Raw genomic sequence first — 24167 nt, 5'->3', positions numbered from 1 at the left:
GGTAAAACTACCTTCAGGAAAGCATATCCTGCGTTTTGTTCTGGATAGCAACGGTCAAAATGGCTATTTTGGAAATCTCAACTCAATGCGATTCACTTTACAAAATGAAGCATATAGAATAAATGTATCCTCAAATATTAAAGGGAAAAATTCTAATGAGGCTATTTCAACTAAAGCAGAAGTTGGTGAAAAACTTATTTTTCTTGCTAAGGATGAAGATGATGCAATTTTTGAATATTGGACTATGGATGGGGTAAGAATAGGAGATCAATCTCTTATAGATATTGAAATGCCTAACAGAGATATAACTCTTACCAAACATTTCAGAGCACCTTTGAAACCAGAAGTAAACATTGCTTTGTCTAAAGAATATCAACAAGAAGTAGAAATTTCAAATGAAGCAAATATTGATGTTGAAATAAAAAGTAATGATGGAATAATCAATAAAATAGAACTATTTGATGGAAACATACTGATAAGTGAACTTACAAAAGAGTCAACTAGGTTTAACTGGAAAAATATCCCAGAGGGAAACCATGAACTCATAGCTAAGATCACAGATAATAATGGTGAATATTATTTCTCGAAACCAGTTGTGTTGAGAGGAACTAATAATTCAACAAAGGATATAAACGACCCCTTATTGAAATATATAATTGGTCCTAATCCTACTCATGATTACCTAAATATTTTCTTTACAAATTTAGATGATATCTATGATTTTGAATTTAAAGTCATTTCTATGAATGGAGTTGTAAATAAACTTTATGAGGCAAAACATGGAGAGTCAAAAGTTACAATTGATGTTTCCGATTTAATAAATGGTGTTTATATTTTACAAGTTACTTCAAGGAGCAATTACATCTCTTCTAAAAAGTTTATAAAGAAATAAGTCAACAGAGCACTCAGGAAAACTGAGTGCTCTTTTTATTACAATTAATATAATACATGCTATTAAAAAATTTATAAACTTAAACTAAGATTTTAAATTATATTTTATTGGCATTCAATTTTTACTCTAACCTATTTTTAAAGATTCAGCATGACGGTTTCCCCGAAAATTGAGCCAATCAAAAGTTTACTTTTCACCCCATATGTGAAGGTAAGAGAATGTTCTAACCGGTTCAAGATCAAAGTACTTGGTTAGCTTAGGACAATCAGTCTTGTGCCGCTTTCCGTATCCATTTTAGCGCTGCTTACATATTGTCGCTGGATCTTTGAGATCCACATACACCAGATTAAGAGCGGCAAACATCCGCTTCAATCGGGAATTCCCTTCCTGAAATTCTTTCAGTTTTTGCCGTTTCTGGCTTCCATCCCACCCTTATGCTTTTTAAGTTATAAAAATTAACAAGTGTAACTTCTATTTAATAACAGATTTCTACTCCTTTTCACCAAAACTCTATTGGTTGATCACTGTGATGATCTAAGTTATGCGAAAATTTAATTTTACATATTAACCTTTAAATATGTAATCATTCCAATTCACATTTCAAATGGCTTTCTATTAGGGGAGCTTATTTCTAGGGAAGTATATACTGAGATATAAAAATTTAAATTGTATGTCTGCAAAGTTATCAGCAAACCGAATAAGCTTTTATTTATAGTTATTGACAATTGCTTTATTGAAGGTTTAACTCGATGTTAATTAGGGAAAATAAATGGTTTTGGTCATGAAAATTATCAATTTCATTATAGGTTTCCAGACGAGTCCTCCTGTATTGAATTCAGCAATGGACAAGAGATCCAGCAGGAGATAATCTGAAAGAAGTGTACTGGAATCAAGCATTTTGGGGTTGAAAACTAGCTTTCCTTCCCGTGTGCTTCCTGTGGATTCCGAACCAGTATTAGCAGCGGTACGGAAATGCAGTACAGTAATCTGCCAATCAGGACTTGGATAATTGCCATTACTTTCATCGCCGTTTCCAAGAAAGTATTCAGCGGAGGAGAACTCCAGCGACGACAGCTGGGAATGAAACACTACGAACCTGTTTTCAAGATGTACCACAAACTCCTGATGTTATGGGACAACAGGATGACCGCAACCGTCTTGTGGAAATTGTGGAATACGATGAGTCATTCGTTGGCAAAGCCACTAAGGAAAAAGTTGGGAGCAATCTCAAACGGGAAAGAGGCAATCAATAACATTCAAAAGCGGCTATCATGGCTGAATCCACCCCCTTAGAAAATCCTGAGTTGGGCAAAGCCTCTAAGAGCTTTAGATCCTTTAAAATGAAGAAGATAAAGAATTTGATGGTGAAAACAATGCAGCATTTAATCAAAAAATACAATGATCTAAACGCTGTACTTAAACACCTTCTCAGACCTCAGTGATTATATTGATGTTTAAGCCAAGGAAATCTTAGGAACTAAAGAAGCAATTTTAATTTCAAATGGGTCCACATTGCAATTAGTTTCTTAAAGAAACACCTCCAGACATATACTAGGATTAGCGAACTAATGATGCAGAACTAACTAGATTAATTTAGTTACTAGCTCTACCGCAGATACTTCAGTCAAAAAATCATTGACAGACTCATCATTGCTTCGATCTACCCATACTGGAATGATTGAGAAAAATCAAAAAATCTAAAATAACACTGATTATTTTTATTTTTTTTTTAAAAATAAATTATCAGGTAATAAACCCTCATAAATACACTTTTCAATTTTTGAAAATCAAATTTTCTTATTTAAAATCAAAAGTATCTTTGAAATAAATATTTAATTATATAAAGTCTATTCTTTAAAAAATAAATATCTACAAAAAATATTTTTTCTTTTAAAAACAATAATAAATATTAGAACAAATAAAACAGTTTTATAGAAATACAATTATTGTGATTTGTATTTCATAAAATATAATTTAAAAAAACATAAAGCAGTTTATCACCCACGAAAAGCTGTTTTAATAATTCCAAATCTATGGATAAATTATTTACCTATTTGGGTAGGATGATAATCTTTGCCTTAATGTTAATGGTATGTTCTTTCTCTAATGCAACTACCTATTATTTCTCTTCTTCTATTGGTGATGATGCACGAAGTAATATTCAAGCTCAGAATGAAAATACACCATGGAAGAGTATTCAAAAACTGAACTCTATATTCAGTAATCTTCAGCCAGGAGATAAAATTTTGTTTAAGAGTGGTGATACTTTTCATGGATCTATTAATATTAATAAATCCGGAACATCAGGTGCCCCCATTACATTTGGAAGTTATGGATCTGGTGAAAAACCTATATTGACTGGATTTAAAGAAATTACAAACTGGGTTTCTTTAGGAGGAAATATATATGAGGCGCAAATTCCTGAAATAAATAATTCTTTAAATACTGTTCTAGTTGACGATGTTCTCCAAGCAATGGGAAGATACCCAAACGATAATGCAAACAACGGAGGATACCTCACTATCGACTCCTTCAGCGGGGGAACCATCGGGAGCAGCGGAATGCAAGCTCCGGCCAGCATGTCGGGGGGAGAAATTGTTATCCGAAAAAACAATTGGATCATTGACAGGCACTATATAAACTGGCAAAGTGGATCCAGTGTTAACTACAACCCTGCCGGAAGTTCATACAGCCCGACTATCGGATTTGGATTCTTCATCCAAAACCATCCCGCTACTCTGGACAAGCACGGGGAGTGGTATTATAACAAGGCAACCAAGAAACTGTCTATTTATTATCTGGGAAACCCAGCCTTAGCAAGCATCAAAGCAGCCACCGTGGATCGGGTAATCAACACCCTAAACAGTGCCAGCCATATCAGATTCAATAACCTCACTATTCAGGGATCCAACGAAAATCTAATCAATCTCGATAAATCAACCAACTTTACCATCGAAAACTCCCAGCTGGAATATGTAGGAAAAAATGCAATCAATACACTCTTCTCCATAAACTTGAACGTTTCCAATTCCCTAATTGAAAATGCCCTAAACGGCGGAATTAACCTAGGATGGGGTGACAGGGGGGCGGTAGTGAGAAATAGCACCTTTAGCAAAATCCATGCTATAGCCGGAATGGGTCAGAGCGCAGATAGTCAGGGAAATGGAATTTTTATGAGTGAAACATCCTCGGATGTATTGGTTGAGTACAGCACCTTTTTGGAGAATGGTTACAATGCGATTTATTTTGACGGAAACAACATCACCGTCAAAAACAATTTTATTGATACCTTCTGCTTTGTCAAGGATGACGGTGGCGGGATCTATACCTTTACGGGGCCTAGAAACACCACATTTATCAACCGGAAAATCACCAACAACATCATCGTCAACGGAATAGGTGCGGTGGCAGGAACAAAACCATATGGTGCAAATGACTTTCCCTATGTGGAAGGGATTTACCTTGACCTCTTTGCCAACGGGATTGAAATTGATGGAAACACTATTGGAAATGTGAAAAGCAAAGGGATTTTTGTCAACAATTGCAGAAACGTCTCCATCACCAACAATAAAATATTCAATACTGGATATTCTATTTTCATCACCAGTGATTACACGGACAATCTGACCCGAAACATCACCATGAAGAACAATGAGTTTTTGAATAAAGCCTCAAACCAACTTCATATGTATGTCAGATCCAAAGTAAATACCTTAGGTCAAATGGGAGATTTCGACAACAATGTGTACTCGAGACCTGTCAACGACAACAATGCTTTCAACCTCCAGACTCCAGGGAAAAATGGGTTGATTGACCTGCATGTATGGAAAGACAGTTATGGACTGGATATCAACTCTACCAAAAGCACCGCTGCATTTGATTCGAACAAATTGGGAATTGACGATTTCATCCTCTTCGATTATAATTATTCAAACAGTGCAAAATCAATTCCTTTATCTGGAACTTATGTGGATTTAAGAGGAAAAATTCTTTCAGGAAGCGTTTCAGTACCTGCCTATTCCTCGGTACTATTATTGAAAACTGAAGCGGGAACACCCGCTGAAAACAAAGCTCCTACTGTAAGCATCACTGCTCCATCAGCAAATGCACAGTTTAATCAGGGAGACAATATCTCCATAACAGCTGATGCGACTGACTCCGATGGAACCATCTCAAAAGTTGATTTCTACAACGGAAACACTTTGTTGGGAACGGATTCTTCTTCTCCTTACAGCATAGCCTGGTCAAATCTTCCTGTTGGTACTTTCTCTTTAACAGCAAAGGCAACTGATAATAAAGGATCCGTTACTGTTTCAGAACCAAGAACTATCAATATCATTGAAAATGGGAATAAAGCTCCGGTAGTCAATATCAATATTACAAGTTCAAACACCCAGTTAACCAAAGGTGACAACATTACGATCACTGCAAACGCTACCGATTCGGACGGAACCCTTGCCAAAGTGGATTTCTACAACGGGACTACCCTTCTGGGAACTGATACCACTTCCCCTTACAGCTTCGATTGGTCGAACCTTCCATCTGGAAGCTTCTCCTTGACCGCTAAGGCAACTGATAACAAAGGAACAGTTTCTGTTTCTGATGCAATAACCATCAACGTAGTTGAGAATGTAACCCGTTCTCCTTTCAACGGTATTATTGCAGTAATCCCTGGAATAGTGGAAGCAGAAAATTATGATGTCGGTGGACAAGGAATTACTTATTCTGATGTCGACTCTGGAAATACAGGGATAGTTTACCGAACTGATGATGTAGACATCCATCCAGCTGCTGAAGGAGGTTTTACCGTAGGATGGATGAATCTAACCGAATGGCTTGAATACACAGTTAATGTAACAACCGAAGGATCATATGACTTAGATGCGCGAGTGGCAGCTCTTGAGGAAGGTGGAATATTTCATATCGAATTCGACGGAATAGATGTAACCGGTCCTCTTAAAGTACCTGCTACCGGTGGATGGGACTCTTGGAGTTCTATTACTAAGTCAGATATTAATCTACCTGCAGGAAAGCATGTTCTACGTTTCGTCCTAGACAGCAATGGTCCAAATGGTTACTTTGGAAATCTCAATTCAATGAAGTTCATATTATCTAATATTGAACCCAAAGTAACAATCACTGCTCCAAGTACAAACGCCCAGTTGACTCAAGGGGACAATATCACCATCACTGCAAACGCTACCGATTCGGACGGAACTATTGCCAAAGTGGAATTCTACAACGGGACTACCCTTCTGGGAACTGATACCACTTCCCCATACAGCTTCGCCTGGGCAAATCTACCGGTAGGTAGCATCTCATTGACTGCTAAGGCTACTGACAACGAAGGATCTGTTTCTGTTTCCGGGGCAGTAAATATCAATGTCGTTCAAAAAGCAAATGTGGCTCCGCTTGTCAGCATCACTGCTCCAAGTACAAATGCACAGTTGACCCAAGGTGATAATATCACCATCACGGCAAACGCTACCGATTCGGACGGAACTATTGCCAAGGTGGAATTCTACAACGGAAACAACCTATTGGGAACCGACACCTCCGCTCCTTACAGCTTCGTCTGGTCGAATCTTCCGGTAGGAAGCTTCTCCCTGACTGTTAAGGCAACTGATAACAAAGGATCCAATACCGTATCTGAGACAGTAAATATGAATGTCAATGAAAAAGGGAATACAGCTCCTATAGTCAACATCACTGCTCCAAGCACAAATGCACAGTTGACTCAAGGTGATAAAATCACCATCACTGCAAACGCTACCGATTCGGACGGAACTATTGCCAAGGTGGAATTCTACAACGGAAACAACCTATTGGGAACCGACACCTCCGCTCCTTACAGCTTCGATTGGTCGAACCTTCCAGCTGGAAGCCTCACATTGACAGCTAAGGCAACTGACAACAAAGGATCAGTTGCCGTTTCTGGTGCAATAATCATCAATGTAGTTGAGAATGTAACCCGTTCTCCATATAACGGCATAATTGCCGTAATCCCTGGAACAGTAGAAGCAGAAAATTATGATGTGGGTGGACAAGGAATTACATATTCTGATGTTGACACTGGTAACACAGGGACAGATTATCGGTCTGATGATGTAGACATCCATGCTGCCGCTGAAGGAGGTTTTACCGTAGGATGGATGAATCTTACCGAATGGCTTGAATACACAGTTAATGTAACAACCGAAGGAGCATATGACTTAGATGCACGGGTGGCAGCTCCTGAGGCCGGAGGAACTTTTCATATCGAATGCGATGGAATAGATGTAACCGGTCCTCTTAATGTACCTGCTACCGGTGGATGGGACACTTGGGGTTCCGTTAATAAGTCAGGTATTAAACTACCTGCCGGAAAGCATGTTCTACGTTTCGTCCTAGACAGTAACGGCCAAAATGGATATTTTGGAAATCTTAATTCTTTAAGATTCTCGGTACAAAACATAGGACCAACAGTCAACATTACCTCTCCGGGCTCAAACGCACAGTTGACTCAAGGGGATAATATCACTATCACCGCTAATGCAACTGATGCAGACGGTACTATTACTAAGGTGGATTTCTACAACGGAAACACCCTGTTGGGTACTGATAGCTCTGCTCCTTACAGCTTCACATGGGCTAATCTACCGGTAGGTAGCATCTCATTGACCGCTAAGGCAACTGACAACAAGGGAACCGTTACCGTTTCTGAGGCAGTAAATATCAATGTCGTTGAAAAAGCAAATGTGGCTCCGCTTGTCAGCATCACTGCTCCAAGTACAAACGCTCAATTGACTCAAGGGGATAATATCACTATCACCGCTAATGCAACTGATGCGGACGGGACTATTGCCAAAGTGGAATTCTATAAGGGAAACACCCTATTAGGAACCGACACCTCCGCTCCTTACAGCTTCGTCTGGTCGAATCTTCCAGTAGGAAGCTTCTCATTGACAGCTAAGGCAACCGACAACAAAGGATCCGTTACCGTTTCCGGGGCAGTAAATATAAATGTCAATGAAAAAGGAAATATTGCTCCGCTTGTCAGCATCACTGCTCCAAGTACAAACGCACAGTTGACTCAAGGGGATAATATTACTATAACCGCTAATGCAACTGATGCGGACGGGACTATTGCCAAAGTGGAATTCTATAAGGGAAACACCCTATTAGGAACCGACACCTCCGCTCCTTACAGCTTCGTCTGGTCGAACCTTCCAGCTGGAAGCTTCTCTCTGACTGCTAAGGCAACTGACAACAAAGGGTCTGTTACAGTTTCCGGGGCAGTAAATATCAATGTAGTTGAAAAAGCAAATGTGGCTCCGCTTGTCAGCATCACTGCTCCAAGTACAAACGCACAGTTGACTCAAGGGGATAATATTACTATAACCGCTAATGCAACTGATGCGGACGGGACTATTGCCAAAGTGGAATTCTATAAGGGAAACACCCTATTAGGATCCGACACCTCCGCTCCTTACAGCTTCGTCTGGTCGAACCTTCCAGCTGGAAGCTTCTCTCTGACTGCTAAGGCGACTGATAACAAAGGGTCTGTTACAGTTTCCGGGGCAGTAAATATCAATGTCGTTGAAAAAGCAAATGTGGCTCCGGTTGTCAGCATCACTGCTCCAAGTACAAACGCACAGTTGAATCAAGGTGATAATATTACTATAACCGCTAATGCAACTGATGCGGACGGGACTATTGCCAAAGTGGAATTCTACAACGGAAGCACCCTGTTGGGTACAGATACCTCAGCTCCGTACAGTTTCGATTGGTCGAACCTTCCAGCTGGAAGCTTCTCTCTGACTGCTAAGGCAACTGACAACAAAGGAATGTCTACTACATCTAGTGCTATCACGATTAATGTGAAAGAGGTAATTATTCCTGAAATCATAATAATTACTCCTGTACAAAATCAAGAATTCGAAGAAGGAACTGAAATTGAAATAATGGTAATGTTTGAAGGATCTGACGAATCGGTGAAACTTGTTGAATATTACAGTGGAAACCAACTAATAGGCTCATCTAATACTAGCCCATTCTCTTTCACTTGGCTAACACCAACTCTGGGTCAACACACCATTACTGCAAAAGCTATAGGTGATGATCATAATAGATATAAAATTTCAGAATCCATATCTATCTTAGTAAAAGAAAAAAGCGAGTCAGTATTTAGGATATCTGATCCAATAAAAGATGCTGTTTTCAATGCTGGTGAACTTATCAACATAAAAGTTGAAATACCAGAGAATAGCAAACCAATTATGAGAGTCGACTTCTACAGAGGCAATATTAGAATGGGAAGCTCAACTTCTGCACCTTATGATTATTTTTGGAATAATAGTCCTCAAGGTGACCATAATTTATCCGCTCAACTGATCTTTATGGACGGAAGTAAATTAATTTCTAGCGTTGTACCAATAAAGGTCTTGAAAAGAAATCAGGCAGTTGTAAAATTAATTTCCTCAAACAATTTGAAAGAAATCAAAACTGGGGAAAATATAGACCTTAAAGTTGAAATCCTGGAATTTGATGAAAAAGTTGAATTCGTAGAATATTTATTAGATGGGGAAAAATTGGGAAATTCAAATACCTATCCATTTAATTTTACCTGGCATAATATCCCAGAGGGCGATCATCAATTAGTTGCCAAAGCAATAGCAAAAAATGGAATGTCTGTTACTTCTGAACCAACTATCCTTAGTGCACGAAAAGATATTAATAGTGTAAGATTAGAATATGTAATTGGACCAAATCCAACTACAGAGTTCTTAAATGTAATATTTACTAATTTGGATGGGGTTTACGATTTTGAATTTAGGGTTATTTCAATGAATGGAATTGTTCAAAAAACTTTCAACGCTCAAGCAGAAAATTCTAAAGTTACAATTGATGTTTCAAACTTGATTAATGGTGTTTATGTTTTACAGGTTATTGCAAATGGAAATAATATTTCCAGCAAAAAGTTCATCATCAAAAAATAGTTTGATAATAATATTGTAATTAAATAAGAACATCTTCAACCGGAGGTGTTCTTATTTTTTTATTAATTCTCTGAAAATTAAAAAGAGATATTTATTGAAAATCCAATTTAACCCCGCTTAAAAAATAATACAATGTTAGTATATATGTGTATCCGCTTCCTTACCAGTAGCCAAAGGAAAAGGGTTTAAAGTATATTTCAACTTGCAGTGGATATTTGACTGTCATTGGCGGAAATTATCCGCTACTTTTTTAACTCATCCTTTAACTTTTGTCTCCATTCCGGATAATCATATTCACTTAAGATATAATCCAAATTGTATTCTTATAGTTAAAAATTATACATTGTATTAAACTAAAATCAAATTTTTTCTTAGGTAAGTAATGGAATAATCAAAACTAAGAATCAATTTTCTTTTTTCAACTCCATGTTTCTTTAACAAAGAATATAGAATCTATTTGCTAAACGAATAATTTCTTACAATAAGGAAGTTTAAAATAAAAATAAAATGGATAAACATATTAACTAAAATCATAAGGACAGATTAAGTATTAGAAGATAAAAACCTAAAATTTAGAAAATTCTAAACCCTATTAGAATAATATATTTAGCTATAAATCAACACATTAATCCCAATATTAATTAATATTTTTAAATATAATTCAACAAATAACCCTTAATAATTAGGATAAAAATAATACAAATGAGATACCCAATCGATTAAAATTTAAATAAAAACCTAGTTCACGATTAAAAAAGCAATTTTTTCTTAAAAAAGTTTGAAAATAGTTTCTAATGGTTAAATTTCGAGATTAAATCTTGATGAAAGTTCAAAATCTTTCTTCAATCAACATAATTTATAATATAAAATACGAATTTTCATATTTACTGAAAGAAAATCGAAATATGCAAAACAAAATAAATATAAATTTAGGCTTAATCAAAAGAAGATCAAGAGCTTATTTACAGATCCTGTTTTTTCCATTAATTCTCTTTACAATGAGTTCATGCTTTGAAAATCAAGGAATTGAGGAAAAATGCGAAATTTGTATTAGCCCACCTACCTACGTTGGTTATAATCCTTTGTTCATTGATGAATTTAATGCAACAAATATTGATGAAAATTGGAGCTTTACGGAAGGAAATGGATGTCCAGATGCATGTGGTTGGGGTAATGGAGAACTCCAAAACTACACTGATGAAAATATCGAAATACGCAATGGGAATTTAGTTATTACTGCAAAAAAAGAACTTGATGGACAATACACATCCGGAAGAATTAGTACTTATGGTACCCTTTCATTTACTTTTGGAAGAATAGATGTAAGGGCAAGATTACCCAAAGGTCAGGGATTGTGGGCTGCAGTATGGCTTCTAGGAAATAATATAAAAGAATTTAGTTGGCCAACTCCAGGACACATAAGTCTTATGGAATTGAGGGGGGGAGAAATAGAAGGTAGAGATAATACAATTGTTGGAAAAATTATCTGGGGTCTTCCAAATGAAATTAAAGATGATAGTGGTTTCACTTCTTTGAAAGATGAAAAATTAAATGATAAGTTTCATGTTTTTTCATTAATTAAAGAACAAGGTAAAATACAATGGCTAATTGATGACAAAGTTTATTTTGAAAAAACAATAGATTCTTCAATGCAAGAGACCTTTTCGAAACCCTTTCATTTAATAGTAAATTTAGCAGTAGGAGGACAATTCCCTGGTAATCCTGATGACACGACGGTTTTCCCACAAGAAATGGTAATTGATTACATAAGAGTATTTCAGAAACAATAAGTATCTTTAATAAATAAAAAAAATATGAATGATTTTTGGGTATAGGAAGATAAAATATACCGATTTTTACCAATATTAAGACATAATAAGTAATTGCTTACTTATGGAAAAAACAAAATACGACTATTTTTTTACAGCATTCTTCTTGATTATAGCAGCAAAAACAACATTTTTGACCTATTATGATATTTTTTGGCTTTTCTTTTCTATTTCCTGTCTTTCATATGGCCTATATAAAAGAAGAATTTATGCATCTGATCTGTATGTTTTTGTAGGCTTTACATTAATATATATACTTTATATTATTTTCAGGAATACACTCTTTAACAAACTCGATATTAGTTTTTTAGTGAGTGACATATTTTTTCTTCTAAAATATATACTTTTAGTTTTTATATTTTGTATTGTTCTTAAAAGAAACGCAACAATCCTTATATCTGAAGTAATAATAAAACTAGCTCAAATTTCATTAGTACTTTATATATTCCAACTTATTGGAGGCGGAGAAATTCTATTTCGTATAGGTACAATATTTCATAATTTATATCCATTTCCAGGAAATAGCGAAACTTATGCAAACTTCTTAATATTCACCTATGACAAGCTTCACTCTATAAGAAACTCTGGATTTGTCTGGGAACCAGGTGCTTACGGCTGTTTTTTAACTATTGGATTATTGTTTCATTTTATGAACAATAGCTTTAAGTTTGATAGAAACGCGATAATTTTAACCATCTCGATTTTCACCACTATTTCTACAACTGCATATTTAGCTTTTGGAGTTTTGATGTTACTATATTATCGAGTAAATGGTGGTACTATTGATATAAAGATGATATTTGGCATTTCATTGGGAATAATTTTATTCTTCTCGCTCCCATTTCTTAGGGATAAAATAATTAATACTTATTATGATGATGTAGAAGCTCTTGATGATCATGAGACAATCATAAATGCTTTAGAATATTACACAGAAAATGAAGGAGAAGTTAAGTTGAATAGGTTTGCAAGTGGACTTTTTTTATATAGAAATTTTAAACACCAACTAATCTTTGGTGTAAGCAATGCTTACCCAAATGTAAAAAGTAGTATATATGGTGTTCAAATTAAAGAATTCAACATTTCAAATGGTATAATAGATTTTATTGCCAAATTCGGACTAGTTGGGTTAATATTTTTACTATATCGAGTCGGTAATTTTATTTACATTCATTATTATAAACTAGAGTATTCAACTTATTTAATTATCATGATGTTAGTCATGAATTTTGGAGAGCCATTATTAATGCTACCAATCACTTTGATATTTCTATTTTTACCTAGATTTTCAGAAATTGAAGAAGAAGATGATGATGAAGAATTGGAAGACGAAAATGAATATGATGAAGAAGAGATAAATCTCAGAAACTAGATTAATTACTATCTAGTTTCTGAAATTTATTATTTAAATAAATTATCCTGCTCCAATTTTAAATTATCACATAGTCTATTTGAAGGAACTGTTACATCATCATAAGTCAGAACCTTATCTTTTGGAATATTTTTTTTCACGACACAACCATCTGATAATCCCATTGGCAGAAGGTTTTCTAACATAGCCTGATTATGATTTTCACAAAGGCCATATGCCTTAAATCCACCTACCCCATCTAATTTATCTCCAGGTTTCAAATCACATTTTGCAGTGGTGACCACGTCTACCATAGGCCCTCCTAATGGCACAATAACTGGATCATCAAAATCAATTAATCTTGCAATTGAACTAGCGATATCAAAAAACAAAAGATGATATGGTACATAAAAGCTATAGAGAGGCCCTGAACCCAATTTTCCATATTTCAGGTACTTTATTGAATATGAATCCTTTGCAGTAGCATAAACAAAAACTCCAGGAGAAGGTTTCGCACCTACAACATATTCAACAATCCCTCCCCATTCTCTTAATTGATCTACATCAAATAAACTGGTTAAATTATCAACATGATCTGTAGATTCATAACCTAGCATTCCCCTTTTAGCTACCCGCATTCCGGTGGCATTAGCTATACAGGATTGCTCAAACGCTACTTTTGTTCCATCAGCAAAATTTGTGGCCATTTCAGGTTCCATACCCCATGAATCTGCAAAAGCTTTTTGGGTTGCTGGGGTTCTGTAATAATCTAGCATACCCTTTACATTTCCACAGACCAAGGGCTCAAAGCCCATTCCCTTTACATACCGATAAAGATTCATTGTAACTCCAGGTTGATCCCCATCTCCAAGTGCATATTTAACCCCGAATTGTTTTGCCTTATGATAAAGTATAGGGCCTAAAGTGGAATCTAGTTCTGCGTTAAATGATAAAACATGTTTACCTTTTTCGAAAGCTTTGAGAATAGTATCTGCTCCAAATTCAATGGCTCCAGTGGATTCTACAACAACTTCTACATCACCTAGACTCAAAAAAAGACTCATGTCTCCTGTTATCACAGATATTCCATTAGATATAGCTTGATTAGCCTTCGCCAAATCTTCTGTGACTAGATAATTATGAATATTTAATGCTTTATAAACATTAACTGCTCTTTCAGGTGTACGATTATAAGTGGCCGATACAGTCATTCCAGGGGTATAATGCATGATTTGATTAATCATACCTTTTGCCATCTCTCCCGACCCAATCATACCAACCTTTATCGGATTTTTATCTAGTTCCCTTTTTTTCAGGGCGGTATCTACTAGTATCATTTTTTTCTGTTTTTAATCTTTTTATAAAATTCAGGTTATCTGAAATATTTACTAAGTAAATATTAAAGGCAGTTTACAAAAAAAAATCAGTGAATTGGTTTTAAGCAATTTTAAACTAATAATTTCAATATGAAATTATTAGTTTTTATTTCGCGAACACAATCGTTAATCAGACAGTGAAAATTCATCTGAAATTGACCATTTGATTTTCTTATCAGATGCAATCTTTTCATAATCCGAAATTTGTTGCTTGGTAAATCTTATAATATCTTCTGTTTTATTATAAAATATATAATACCAGTCACCAGTAAAATCAATCAATTCTTCTAAATTAAGAGTAGGTTGCCATTTTAAATCAAACATAGCTTTATCGCAATTTAGCTTAAGCAGTCCAGCCTCAGAAAACTTAAATTCGCCTGTCTCAAAAAAGGCATCGTTTATATTTTCAAAGCCCCAACTTTTGTTTAATCTTCCAAGAAGTTCCATTACCGTGATACTGTTTTCAGTGGGAGGACCAAAATTATAACTCTCTCCATTAAATTCCCCGCCATTCCACAACTCTGCTGCTACATTCAAATAGCCACTCAACGGTTCCAGTACATGTTGCCAAGGACGAATTGCCCCGGGGTTTCTTAGTTCTACTTTTTCAGTTTGACTCCATGATCTCATACAATCAGGTACAATCCTATCCGGTGCCCAATCACCTCCTCCTATTACATTTCCAGCTCTTACTGAGGCCATTTTAATATTAGGTAAGTGCTTGATAAAAGAGTGGTAATAAGAATTAACGATAATTTCTACAGCTGCTTTGGAAGCACTGTAGATATCCTTGCCTCCAAGCATATCTGTTTCCTTATACCCCCAAACCCATTCAACATTTTCGTAGCATTTGTCTGAGGTAATAAAAATGGCAATGCATTTATTCTCCAAACTGCGGATGGCTTCCAATACATTCCCAGTTCCGATAGCATTGGTTTGAAAAGTTTCCAATGGATCAGAATAGGAAGAAGAGACGATAGCTTGTGCTGCCATGTGAAATATAAAGTCAGGGCAAATTCTTTTAATTTCTGATTTTAAAGAGGATAAATCCTTAACGTCCAATAAAATGTGCTCCAATTCCTTTTCTAATTCTAATACTTCAAACATTGCAGGTTGTGTAGGAATGTCTCTTGAAATTCCGTAAACCTTCGCACCTAACTGATTTAGCCATAATGATAACCAAGAACCTTTAAAACCAGTATGTCCAGTTATTAGAACGCTCTTTCCTGAAAATATCTCAAACTTCGTATTTAATTGTGCCATACCGTTATCTTTTTTTGTCAAATAATAAAGCGATGATCGAATACCAAAAAAATGTCAAATCGAGTAAAAAGACTTTTAATGACAAAAAAAATGGATATAGGCTTCAATTTTCAATATAGGAAATTATTTCAATATGTCTTTATTCAAAACGGTGAATTATAATCCTCCAATGCCGGCATTTTTTGGTCTTTTTCTGAAACTATATATTCCATCTCTGGCCAATCTATACCGCAAGAATCCCATCTTATACCACTATCACATGATGGGCTAAAAACTGTGGTGGTCCTATTCAGAAAAATACTACCTTCTTCTAAGGATAAAAACCCATGGGCCATTCCAGGTGGAATATAAAGAAGTGTAGGATTCCTATGATCTAATACGGTGCTATAGTGTTGACCGAATGTAGGGGAGGACGTTCTGATGTCCACTACCACATCGAAAATGCTTCCATTCAAGCAAGAAACACATTTGACATGGTCATCAGGGGGAACTTGAAAATGCAAACCTCTTACTACCCCCTTGGAAGAAACTGAATAATATTCCTCTTGAAAATCCACGCGTAGCCCCAATTCCTTAAATGTAGGACTATGAAATACTTTCGTCAGGGCTCCTCTTGAATCTGAAAACGTTTTGGGTTGTATTACAAAACAGCCTTTTAGATTTGTTTCTATTAGCTCCATTATAGTGTATACCTAAAATCAAATACTTTCTTTTGTTGCAGCAGACCCTTCTTTTCTTTGAATTCATCCCAACCTGTTAACAAAACCATGCATTCTGCCTTTTCATAGAGTTGATCCAATGTATCCATATAGGTGATGGGTAAATCTGGATAATGAGTTTTAAATTCTTCATTTGAAATTGGATCATACGCATAAATATTGCTATACCCTTTTTCCAACAGCTGCTCAATAATTTCCTTCGGTGGAGTAATTCTGACATCATCTGAATTTGGCTTAAAGGACAGACCGAGGATTCCCAAACTTGCATTTGGCTCCACTTCTGCGACCACCTGCTCTACCAAAAATGGTTTAATCCCTTTGTTTACCTCAAGATTGGCCTTTAGCATGGATGGTGAATATCCATTTTTCTCTGCCATGCTGACCAGGGCCGCTGTATCCTTCGGAAGACAATATCCACCATAACCACAACCTGGATATACGTAACTTCTTATACCTGCAGGATCACCATACCATCTCTTATCTTCATGGAGAATCTGAAAAGCCCTCTTTGTTTCAATATCTCCTATTGCACCTGCTATCATAGACATTTCATTTGCATAACTGATCATGGTAGAAAGCAATGTGTTAGAAAGGTATTTGATGAATTCAGCCGTATTGTAATTTACGTAATGAATCGGTGCCCCAAAGGGCTTATAAACAATATCAAGTATTTCTTTTGACTTTTCATCTTCCACACCAATCACAACTCTGTCAGGCCTGATAAAATCCTCCCAACAATACCCTTCTCTCAAAAATTCTGGATTTGATGCAAACCCTATCTTGCGATTTGAATTTTCCGCAAGTATCTGATTGACAAAAGGAATAACTTCTTTAGATAAGGTCGATGGAGGGACAGTACTTTTTGTAATCAATACTTGAAATTTTTCCGTCGGAACACTTAATATTTGCTCTATCCCGTTGAAAAGATAGGTTAAATCTGCGCTTCCATCCCTCTTTTCAGGTGTTCCTACACACAAAAAGATTGCGTCACTATTTTTTATAGCATCTTCAAAAGGCACATCAAGCAAAAAAGAATTGCCTATAGTTTCGATTAAAATTTCCTTGAGATGTGGTTCAAAAAAAGGAACATGATGCTTTTTTAAACTTTTTAATCTAGATTCATTGATATCAAAACCGTATGTTTTAAAACCTTTTTTGGCAAAACCAAGACTTGTAGTCAACCCAACAAATCCAAGTCCCAGAACTGTTATATTCATAATTTTCCTTCATTAATTTTTAAAAATGTTAAAAAGCGTTTTACACCATCCTGGACAAGAATCTCAGGACTATAATTCAATATCTCTCTGGCTTTACTTACATCAGGACATCGTCTATTAGGATTGTCAGTCAAATATTCACGATCATCCGAAGTTTGAAATATTGCTTCCCCATAATAACCATATACTTCCTTTGCATTGGAAATAAAAAGTTCAGCAAATTCACGAACAGAAATTTCCGGATTATCAATTCCAATATTAAATACATCTAATTTACCATGGCATAAGACTTTTAAATATCCAGTGATTGCATCAGAAATATAACAGAAAGTTCGGGTGGGTTTTCCGTCAGAAAACATAACTAAATTTCTACCTTCATGGATACATTTAGCAAAATCTGCAGGAAGTCTTTTGTCATGAATATTCATTCCAGGACCATAGTTATTAAAAGGCCTGGCTATTGAAATTGGCATCTTAAATTTTTCATTGAAAACATAACAAAGTGTTTCTCCGAATCTCTTTGCCTCATCATAGCAAGCCCTTGGTCCCATCGTAGCTACATTCCCCCGGTAAGTTTCAGGAGTTGGAATAAATTCAGGAAACGGATCACCATAAATTTCACTACTGGAGAAAAACAAAAACCCCTTGATGTTTTTTGGAACGTAAAAATCCAATAAACGCCTGAGGCCTGTAATATTTGCATCAATAGTTTCCACAGGATAAATCCTATAGAAAGTTGGAGAGGCAATAGATGCACCATGGATGATTAAATCAGCCTCTGCTAATTCAGGTATCAAAGACGGATCATCAGAAATGATATTAAATGTATGTAAATCAACCTTAGGATTATTTTCAGACATTTTGACCAACCAATCTTTAGATCCCGTGAGAAAATTATCAAGACCAATGATTTTTCGGATTCCAAGTTTTTCAGAATAGGTATTCAAAAAATGCATAAAATAGTACCCTAAAAAGCCTGCACATCCAGTAATTAAAACTGTCGAACCCTGAAATTTCTTCTTTTCCGCATCAGAAAGCTTCTTATAAATGTATTCTAAATCTTCTACTAAAATTGGGTTTGATTCGATACTTAATGACATATAATTGATTTAGTTTAAATATTAGGTTTATTAATTTCAAGCATAGGTTTTCGTTGAGGAAATGCGTCGATTAACCTTCTTGGATGATTTATTCACAAAAACAGGGCTTTATAAGAAATGATAAAAAAATTCTCGCATAGACTAATTTACTAAAAGTTAAAAGTGTAGTTCCTAATTCTTAATGGATAAATTTAAAATTATTTTTTTCAAATTAGCAAGAAACTGCATTTTTAATCTTCAGACTGTTTCAAAAAAAATCTATGCTCCAAAAAAGATAGAATTTCAGCCTCGCTAGGGCCTTTTGCTTAAATTCGCACTAAGTATTTCAATGGGATTCCATCAATGGTCAAAAAAGGAATTTCCAGTTTTCCGTCGATCATTTTTTTTCAGTAGTCAAAAAATAAGATTTGAAGTCAATTTGTTTCATATATTGGCTAAGGTTCGTCGCAAGTTAATGCGGATCAATCAAAATTCTGCTTACCGGGAAATATTTTATAAGCGTCATATTATAGTATTTGAACTGCATTATTTTTTTTTGAAAAATTTTATTGAACTAAATCAATATTTCCTCAAAATTCTTAAATTTAAAGAATAGTTTAGGAATTGTATTATGCAGACTACTTTAGCAAAACCAAGTAGGAAAGAGCGGGTTACATTGAGCCCTGATGGCTGAAAGGACATTTACGAAATGAATTCCTAAATGAAATGAAAAATGAACTGTAGATATTGAACCATGAAAAAAATTAAAAACCTAGAGCCTCATTGAAATACCAAACAATGGGCAGATTAACAGAGTTGATTCGGTCCATATCAATGGAAGATCCTATCTGATCCTCTTGGATTTCAAAAGAGTCTATAAAGCCGGGTTTCCATCCACTGAATTAGGAAAATTAAACCTTAATTGAATTCATATGGAATTAAATTACTAAAAAGAGAACTGAGAAAATAAGGAGAGAGAACAAAAAAGTTTTTTCAAAACTACCTTCAGGAATTCTAATCTTGTTCAACAGGAAATTTTTGAGGTAATAATTGTTTGACAGGATGGTTTTAGAGAGCATTCTTCTTTGACAAAATTGCGGATAATCCTATATTCATTTCGAATATTCGTAATCAAACTTTTAAGATGTTGTTTTTAGATTTATCCGGAATAAAATTCCTCCTATTTTCTGAATTCATTGAGGTAAGACGATTCATGAAGGCCTTGGTTTTCTGTTCAAATTGGGGCAGAGAAAAATCAAAACCCTATTTATTTTTCCTGATACCTGAAATGGAGCATGTAGGTTCATTAATCTGTGAGGAAGCTGAAAGGACCAGCTTAGGAGATGTAGGAATCAATTGATTCATTTTTCAAAAAATTCTATACCCTTAGAAAACGATTAATAATTTAATGGCGGTATACTTGTGATTTTAAAACCTTCAAACAGACTTTTATTTTAATTTAGCAACATGAAAAAACTAGGAGTATTAATTAGCTTTTATAAAGACAATTTAAGTGCTAATGAAATCTTATCATTGAAGAGATGTGTCAGCATTTTGGGCAACCATGATTTAATTCTTTTTGGACCCGATAATGTGGATCTGAACATTTATTTTAAATACGTTCCTGAGGCCAAGACCCATTTAGTTCCAAGCCATTGTTTGAAAGGTGCGGATAATTATAGCAAGTTTCTCCTTTCAGAAGATTTTTACAACTTTTACAAAGAGTACGACTTCATTCTTCTTTATCAATTAGATTGTTATGTTTTTAGAGATGAATTTAATCATTGGGTCTCACAAAATTATGATTTCATAGGCTCTCCATTTTTTGAAGATTTTGAAAGAACAACAACAAATAAATTAATTGGCGTTGGAAATGGGGGATTCTCCCTTAGATCTCCTATTAGGATATTGGAAGTATTGGAAAATTGGGAGAAAAAAGTAACATACAAGAGTATAATCAAAAATAAAGGGATTTTTGAAAAAAAGGATAAAGTTCGATTGATTTTACAAAAGTTTATAAGTTCATGTACCGGATATAAATTTCATATTCCCTACATTAAATTATTAAATGTTCCAAAGGATGATCTAATGATTGGATTATTCTTTTCCAAAGATTTAAATCTAATAAGAACTCCTTCTCCCCTTGAAGCTTCAAAATTTGCAATGGAAACAAATTGCAACTATTTATATGAGCTGAATGGAAAAGTTTTACCTTTTGGCTGCCACGCTTGGGAGAAGTATGAGCCAAATTTTTGGAAAAACTTCATTTTCAATGAAAGTGGAGATAGCCTAAATATTGTTTGAAATGAATATTCCCTTCATTTTAGGTAAGCTATAACGTTATAATATTTAGCACATCTAAGAGCCTGATTCAATTTATCATTTCCTCAGATTTCAACATAAAACCTAAGGTATATCTGAGGTATTCCTTTTGAGATTTTTCTAAATTTTCAATGATAACTTTTGAGATTTATTTATTGCTAAACAAATGTGTCTAAATCCACTTTAAAAAAATAACAGTTGAAAGAGGTGAGCATTAATGATTAAAACTTATATAATCTAAAATCAAGGAAATGCTCTCTAAAAAAGAAAATACCAGGATTTTTTTTATTGTCATTTTCCGCAATGGAGTCAGGAGTTAAAGAATAAGTTTAGAACGTTACGGAAAATCGTTCACAGACGACAGTCAACTGTCCACAGCAGGTTGAAATATACTACAATCCCATTTTTCTTTGGCTACTGGTAAGAAATCGGATATATATCTTAATAATCACTTCAAAAAAAAAAATTAAGGAAATTGTAAAAACTCCTGCGAAAATTGAATAATAAAATTGAAGGTAATTCTACCAGCTAGGCTTTTTTGGGTCAAAATTCGAAAAGATCCTTCCAAAAAATCAAAAAAGTGTGGCAGTAAGAAAAACATTTTTGAGAGCACATAATGCCGATAAGAAAGTTTGATATTTTTTAGGCCTATAAAATCTTTTTGAAATGGCTTTCTTTATCAAATATCATATTGCTATTTAAGGGAAATACTTTTTGTTTTTAGGCATTACTGATGGCAATTTAAAAAATGAGTGAAGTCCGTTAATCCATCAAAACTCAGTCTCATATGAACGGCACTTATTGACAATTCTTTGTCAGGTCTATTGCATCTAGTAGATTAATAGAATTTGGAAATTTCTTTGATTATTTTTTGCTTATAAAAGCAAAAGAAGAAGGGTTAATAAAATAACCTTTCTTCTTTAATAACAAAAATATTGAAGGAGACACCTTTTATATACCTAATACCAAAACATAATATACTTGAACGAGTATATAATAAATTAATAAAACAAGCATTTAATCTAACCTTCTTGTGTGCAAGAAAATGACAATCAACCTGGAAAGGGCATTGATTTTATAAAAGATGGTCTTTCTTTTTCAAGCTGGAGAAAAAAACTTGCAGCTGCATTACTGCATATCAAATTGTTAGAAATTAATTTGTTTACCAAATTTTCCAAGGAGCATTTCCTGAATCCCAAAGGTCTTCGAGAAGATGCTTATCTCGAAGTGTATCCATTGGTTGCCAAAATCCAGTATGTCTATAGGCCGAAAGTTGGTTGTTTTTAGCCAGTTCCTCTAAAGGTTCTTTTTCCCAAACTGTACTATCATCTGAAATGAAATCCAAAGCTGCCGGCTCTAAAATAAAGAACCCCCCATTTATCCAAGCATTGACTCTTCCATCCCCTGTAGGCTTTTCTCTAAAACTATTAATTTTAGCTTCTTCATCATCCAGAGTAAACGCACCAAATCTACCTGGTTGTTTTACTGCAGTAAGAGTTACAAGCACATTTTCAGATTTATGAAAAGCTATTGATTCCTTAATATCAATATTGCTTACTCCATCACCATAGGTAAGACAAAATGGTTCATTTTTGATATACTCAGAAACTCTTTTTATTCTTCCACCTGTCATCACATTCTCTCCCGTGTCTACTAAAGTTACTTTCCAAGGCTCAGAATTTTGATGATGAACTTCCATAGAATTATTTCTAAGATCAAAAGTTATATCAGACATATGTAAAAAATAATTAGAAAAATATTCTTTAATCATGTGCCCCTTGTAACCGCAGCAAATAACAAAATCGTTTATTCCATGAGTAGAATAAATTTTCATTATGTGCCAAAGTATTGGCTTTCCTCCTATTTCTACCATTGGTTTTGGCCTAACTCCGCTTTCTTCACTTATTCGGGTCCCAAATCCTCCTGCTAAAATAACTGCTTTCATATAGTTTATTATAAAGTTTAGGTTAAAGAATACACGTAATACAATTTAATGTATTTAAAAATGATAAAAAATCAATTTTAGGATTATTTCAAAAAAAAATTTTTTCTAATTTATGTTTTGAGATTGATTACCCATTGAAAATTATACCACTTTTTAAGATATTAGTTTATGTCATTAGTCGAATAAAGATAATTTAAATTTAAACTGTCATTATTTAAATCATTTGTATCCTTAATTATGAAAAATACTTAAAATTTAATCAAGCTTCTTGCTCAATTTGGACCTCCCTCCTTTCAACTTTAAATTTATCATAAATCACAGGAAATAAAGTTTTAACCCAAAATTTAAGAAACATGGCTGGAATTTCCCTAGGAAAATGTGTTTTTAAAAAATACATATATTCCTTATACTCCAAACCTTTCGGGCTGTACAAAAATTCAATCCTCTCCGAAAGTTTTGTATCCATAGATTTCCAGCTTCTAACTTGGTCATATTCACAATTTCCCAAAACTCCTGGAGCCACCCAAACATCGAAGTTAGCTTTTTTTGCTCTAAGAGTATAATCAAAATCCGCTATGCCATGAACGAATTTGTCACCAAGTATGCCTATTGATTCTGTAATTTCTCTTGGAACAAGCATTATGTTTGCACAGCCAAAATCACACTCTAGCTCTTGAGTGGCACTATTAACCAAAATATGTTTGATTTTATGAGGTGAGAAAAGTCTAAAACCACCATATGTAAATTTCCCCTTATTAAAATCAGTCGTTGTACCAATTGTAATATTGGAAACATTCTTCTTATGTCTCATGGATTGGTTACTCTCAATCAATTTTTCTAAAGTGTCAGAAAAGATAATTGTGTCATCGTTCAATAGAAAAAAATAATCGAATTCAATTTTGGAATTAAGAGCTGCCCTCCAGGAATTCCGCATCCCTCCTGCCCAAAATAATTTACCATTCCCTTTTAATATATTTACATCTGGGTACTTTTCTTTTACAGCCTGACCTGTTCCATCCTTGGAATTATCATCAGTCAAAAAAACATGTAATTCATACTTGTCCAATGAATTCTGAGAAAATAAATTTTGCAAACATTTAAGGGTTTTCTCTCTTCTATTAAAACAAGTAAGTAAAACTGCAATCTTCATGATAAAATACTTTTCAAATCCAAAATAAACTTATTAATAATGTCTC

12 protein-coding genes and 1 pseudogene are annotated in these 24167 nt (G+C 34.6%); 6 read left to right on the top strand and 7 right to left on the bottom strand.

Going from position 1 to position 24167, the window contains the following annotated elements; genetic code table 11:
- From FHS59_RS17435 to FHS59_RS17415, 5 genes and pseudogenes are all read left to right on the top strand, one after another.
- Positions 1-892: T9SS type A sorting domain-containing protein (locus FHS59_RS17435; protein WP_184496649.1), on the top strand; the 892-nt coding region annotated here is incomplete at its 5' end.
- Positions 893-1673: 781 nt separating this feature from the next.
- Positions 1674-2574 (top strand): annotated as a pseudogene (locus tag FHS59_RS17430) (IS1595 family transposase).
- Between the two features lie 351 nt (positions 2575-2925).
- Positions 2926-9870, top strand: coding sequence for an Ig-like domain-containing protein (locus tag FHS59_RS17425; protein WP_184496648.1), 6945 nt, complete (start codon positions 2926-2928; stop codon positions 9868-9870).
- Between the two features lie 821 nt (positions 9871-10691).
- Positions 10692-11660 (top strand): glycoside hydrolase family 16 protein, encoded by a 969-nt coding sequence (locus FHS59_RS17420; protein ID WP_246388506.1) that lies wholly within the window; start codon positions 10692-10694, stop codon positions 11658-11660.
- Between the two features lie 103 nt (positions 11661-11763).
- Positions 11764-13071 carry an O-antigen ligase family protein gene (locus FHS59_RS17415; RefSeq protein ID WP_184496647.1) on the top strand — a complete coding sequence of 436 codons (1308 nt, stop codon included), beginning with the start codon at positions 11764-11766 and terminating at the stop codon, positions 13069-13071.
- A 29-nt stretch (positions 13072-13100) separates the two neighbouring features.
- Here the strand turns inward: FHS59_RS17415 and FHS59_RS17410 are convergent, their stop codons facing one another.
- From FHS59_RS17410 to FHS59_RS17390, 5 genes are all read right to left on the bottom strand, one after another.
- Positions 13101-14387 carry an NAD(P)H-dependent oxidoreductase gene (locus tag FHS59_RS17410; protein WP_184496646.1) on the bottom strand — a complete coding sequence of 429 codons (1287 nt, stop codon included), beginning with the start codon at positions 14385-14387 and terminating at the stop codon, positions 13101-13103.
- A gap of 165 nt (positions 14388-14552) precedes the next feature.
- Complete coding sequence (gene rfbG / locus FHS59_RS17405) at positions 14553-15689, bottom strand: CDP-glucose 4,6-dehydratase (protein ID WP_184496645.1); 1137 nt, start codon at positions 15687-15689, stop codon at positions 14553-14555.
- A gap of 143 nt (positions 15690-15832) precedes the next feature.
- On the bottom strand, positions 15833-16369 hold the full coding sequence (gene rfbC / locus FHS59_RS17400; protein WP_184496644.1) for a dTDP-4-dehydrorhamnose 3,5-epimerase: 537 nt from the start codon (positions 16367-16369) through the stop codon (positions 15833-15835).
- Complete coding sequence (locus tag FHS59_RS17395; protein WP_184496643.1) at positions 16369-17625, bottom strand: UDP-glucose dehydrogenase family protein; 1257 nt, start codon at positions 17623-17625, stop codon at positions 16369-16371. The genes rfbC and FHS59_RS17395 overlap by 1 nt, the downstream gene beginning before the upstream one ends.
- Positions 17622-18725, bottom strand: coding sequence for an NAD-dependent epimerase/dehydratase family protein (locus FHS59_RS17390; protein ID WP_184496642.1), 1104 nt, complete (start codon positions 18723-18725; stop codon positions 17622-17624). The genes FHS59_RS17395 and FHS59_RS17390 overlap by 4 nt, the downstream gene beginning before the upstream one ends.
- A 1446-nt stretch (positions 18726-20171) precedes the next feature.
- Here FHS59_RS17390 and FHS59_RS17380 point away from each other — a divergent pair.
- Positions 20172-21008 carry a DUF5672 family protein gene (locus tag FHS59_RS17380; RefSeq protein WP_184496640.1) on the top strand — a complete coding sequence of 279 codons (837 nt, stop codon included), beginning with the start codon at positions 20172-20174 and terminating at the stop codon, positions 21006-21008.
- Positions 21009-22188: 1180 nt separating this feature from the next.
- On the opposite strand, the gene rfbF is transcribed toward FHS59_RS17380, so the two are convergent.
- Positions 22189-22971 carry a glucose-1-phosphate cytidylyltransferase gene (rfbF, locus tag FHS59_RS17375; RefSeq protein WP_184496639.1) on the bottom strand — a complete coding sequence of 261 codons (783 nt, stop codon included), beginning with the start codon at positions 22969-22971 and terminating at the stop codon, positions 22189-22191.
- 259 nt (positions 22972-23230) lie between these two features.
- The gene (locus tag FHS59_RS17370; protein WP_184496638.1) at positions 23231-24121 is read right to left on the bottom strand and encodes a glycosyltransferase family 2 protein; all 891 of its coding nucleotides are present in this window, start codon (positions 24119-24121) and stop codon (positions 23231-23233) included.
- Positions 24122-24167 lie beyond the last annotated feature (46 nt).

Source organism: Algoriphagus iocasae (assembly GCF_014206875.1).
In the GTDB taxonomy this organism is placed as follows: Bacteria; Bacteroidota; Bacteroidia; order Cytophagales; family Cyclobacteriaceae; genus Algoriphagus; species Algoriphagus iocasae.
The sequence above is the reverse complement of the archived record's forward strand: the minus strand, read 5'-3'. Positions and strand labels throughout refer to the sequence as shown.

Bases quoted from the DNA above. Each gene is read 5' to 3' on its own strand.
- FHS59_RS17425 (WP_184496648.1), top strand. From the start codon at position 2,926: ATGGATAAATTATTTACCTATTTGGGTAGGATGATAATCTTTGCCTTA.
- FHS59_RS17420 (WP_246388506.1), top strand. From the start codon at position 10,692: ATGAAAGTTCAAAATCTTTCTTCAATCAACATAATTTATAATATAAAA.
- FHS59_RS17415 (WP_184496647.1), top strand. From the start codon at position 11,764: ATGGAAAAAACAAAATACGACTATTTTTTTACAGCATTCTTCTTGATT.
- FHS59_RS17410 (WP_184496646.1), bottom strand. From the start codon at position 14,387: ATGATACTAGTAGATACCGCCCTGAAAAAAAGGGAACTAGATAAAAAT.
- rfbG (WP_184496645.1), bottom strand. From the start codon at position 15,689: ATGGCACAATTAAATACGAAGTTTGAGATATTTTCAGGAAAGAGCGTT.
- rfbC (WP_184496644.1), bottom strand. From the start codon at position 16,369: ATGGAGCTAATAGAAACAAATCTAAAAGGCTGTTTTGTAATACAACCC.
- FHS59_RS17395 (WP_184496643.1), bottom strand. From the start codon at position 17,625: ATGAATATAACAGTTCTGGGACTTGGATTTGTTGGGTTGACTACAAGT.
- FHS59_RS17390 (WP_184496642.1), bottom strand. From the start codon at position 18,725: ATGTCATTAAGTATCGAATCAAACCCAATTTTAGTAGAAGATTTAGAA.
- FHS59_RS17380 (WP_184496640.1), top strand. From the start codon at position 20,172: ATGAAAAAACTAGGAGTATTAATTAGCTTTTATAAAGACAATTTAAGT.
- rfbF (WP_184496639.1), bottom strand. From the start codon at position 22,971: ATGAAAGCAGTTATTTTAGCAGGAGGATTTGGGACCCGAATAAGTGAA.
- FHS59_RS17370 (WP_184496638.1), bottom strand. From the start codon at position 24,121: ATGAAGATTGCAGTTTTACTTACTTGTTTTAATAGAAGAGAGAAAACC.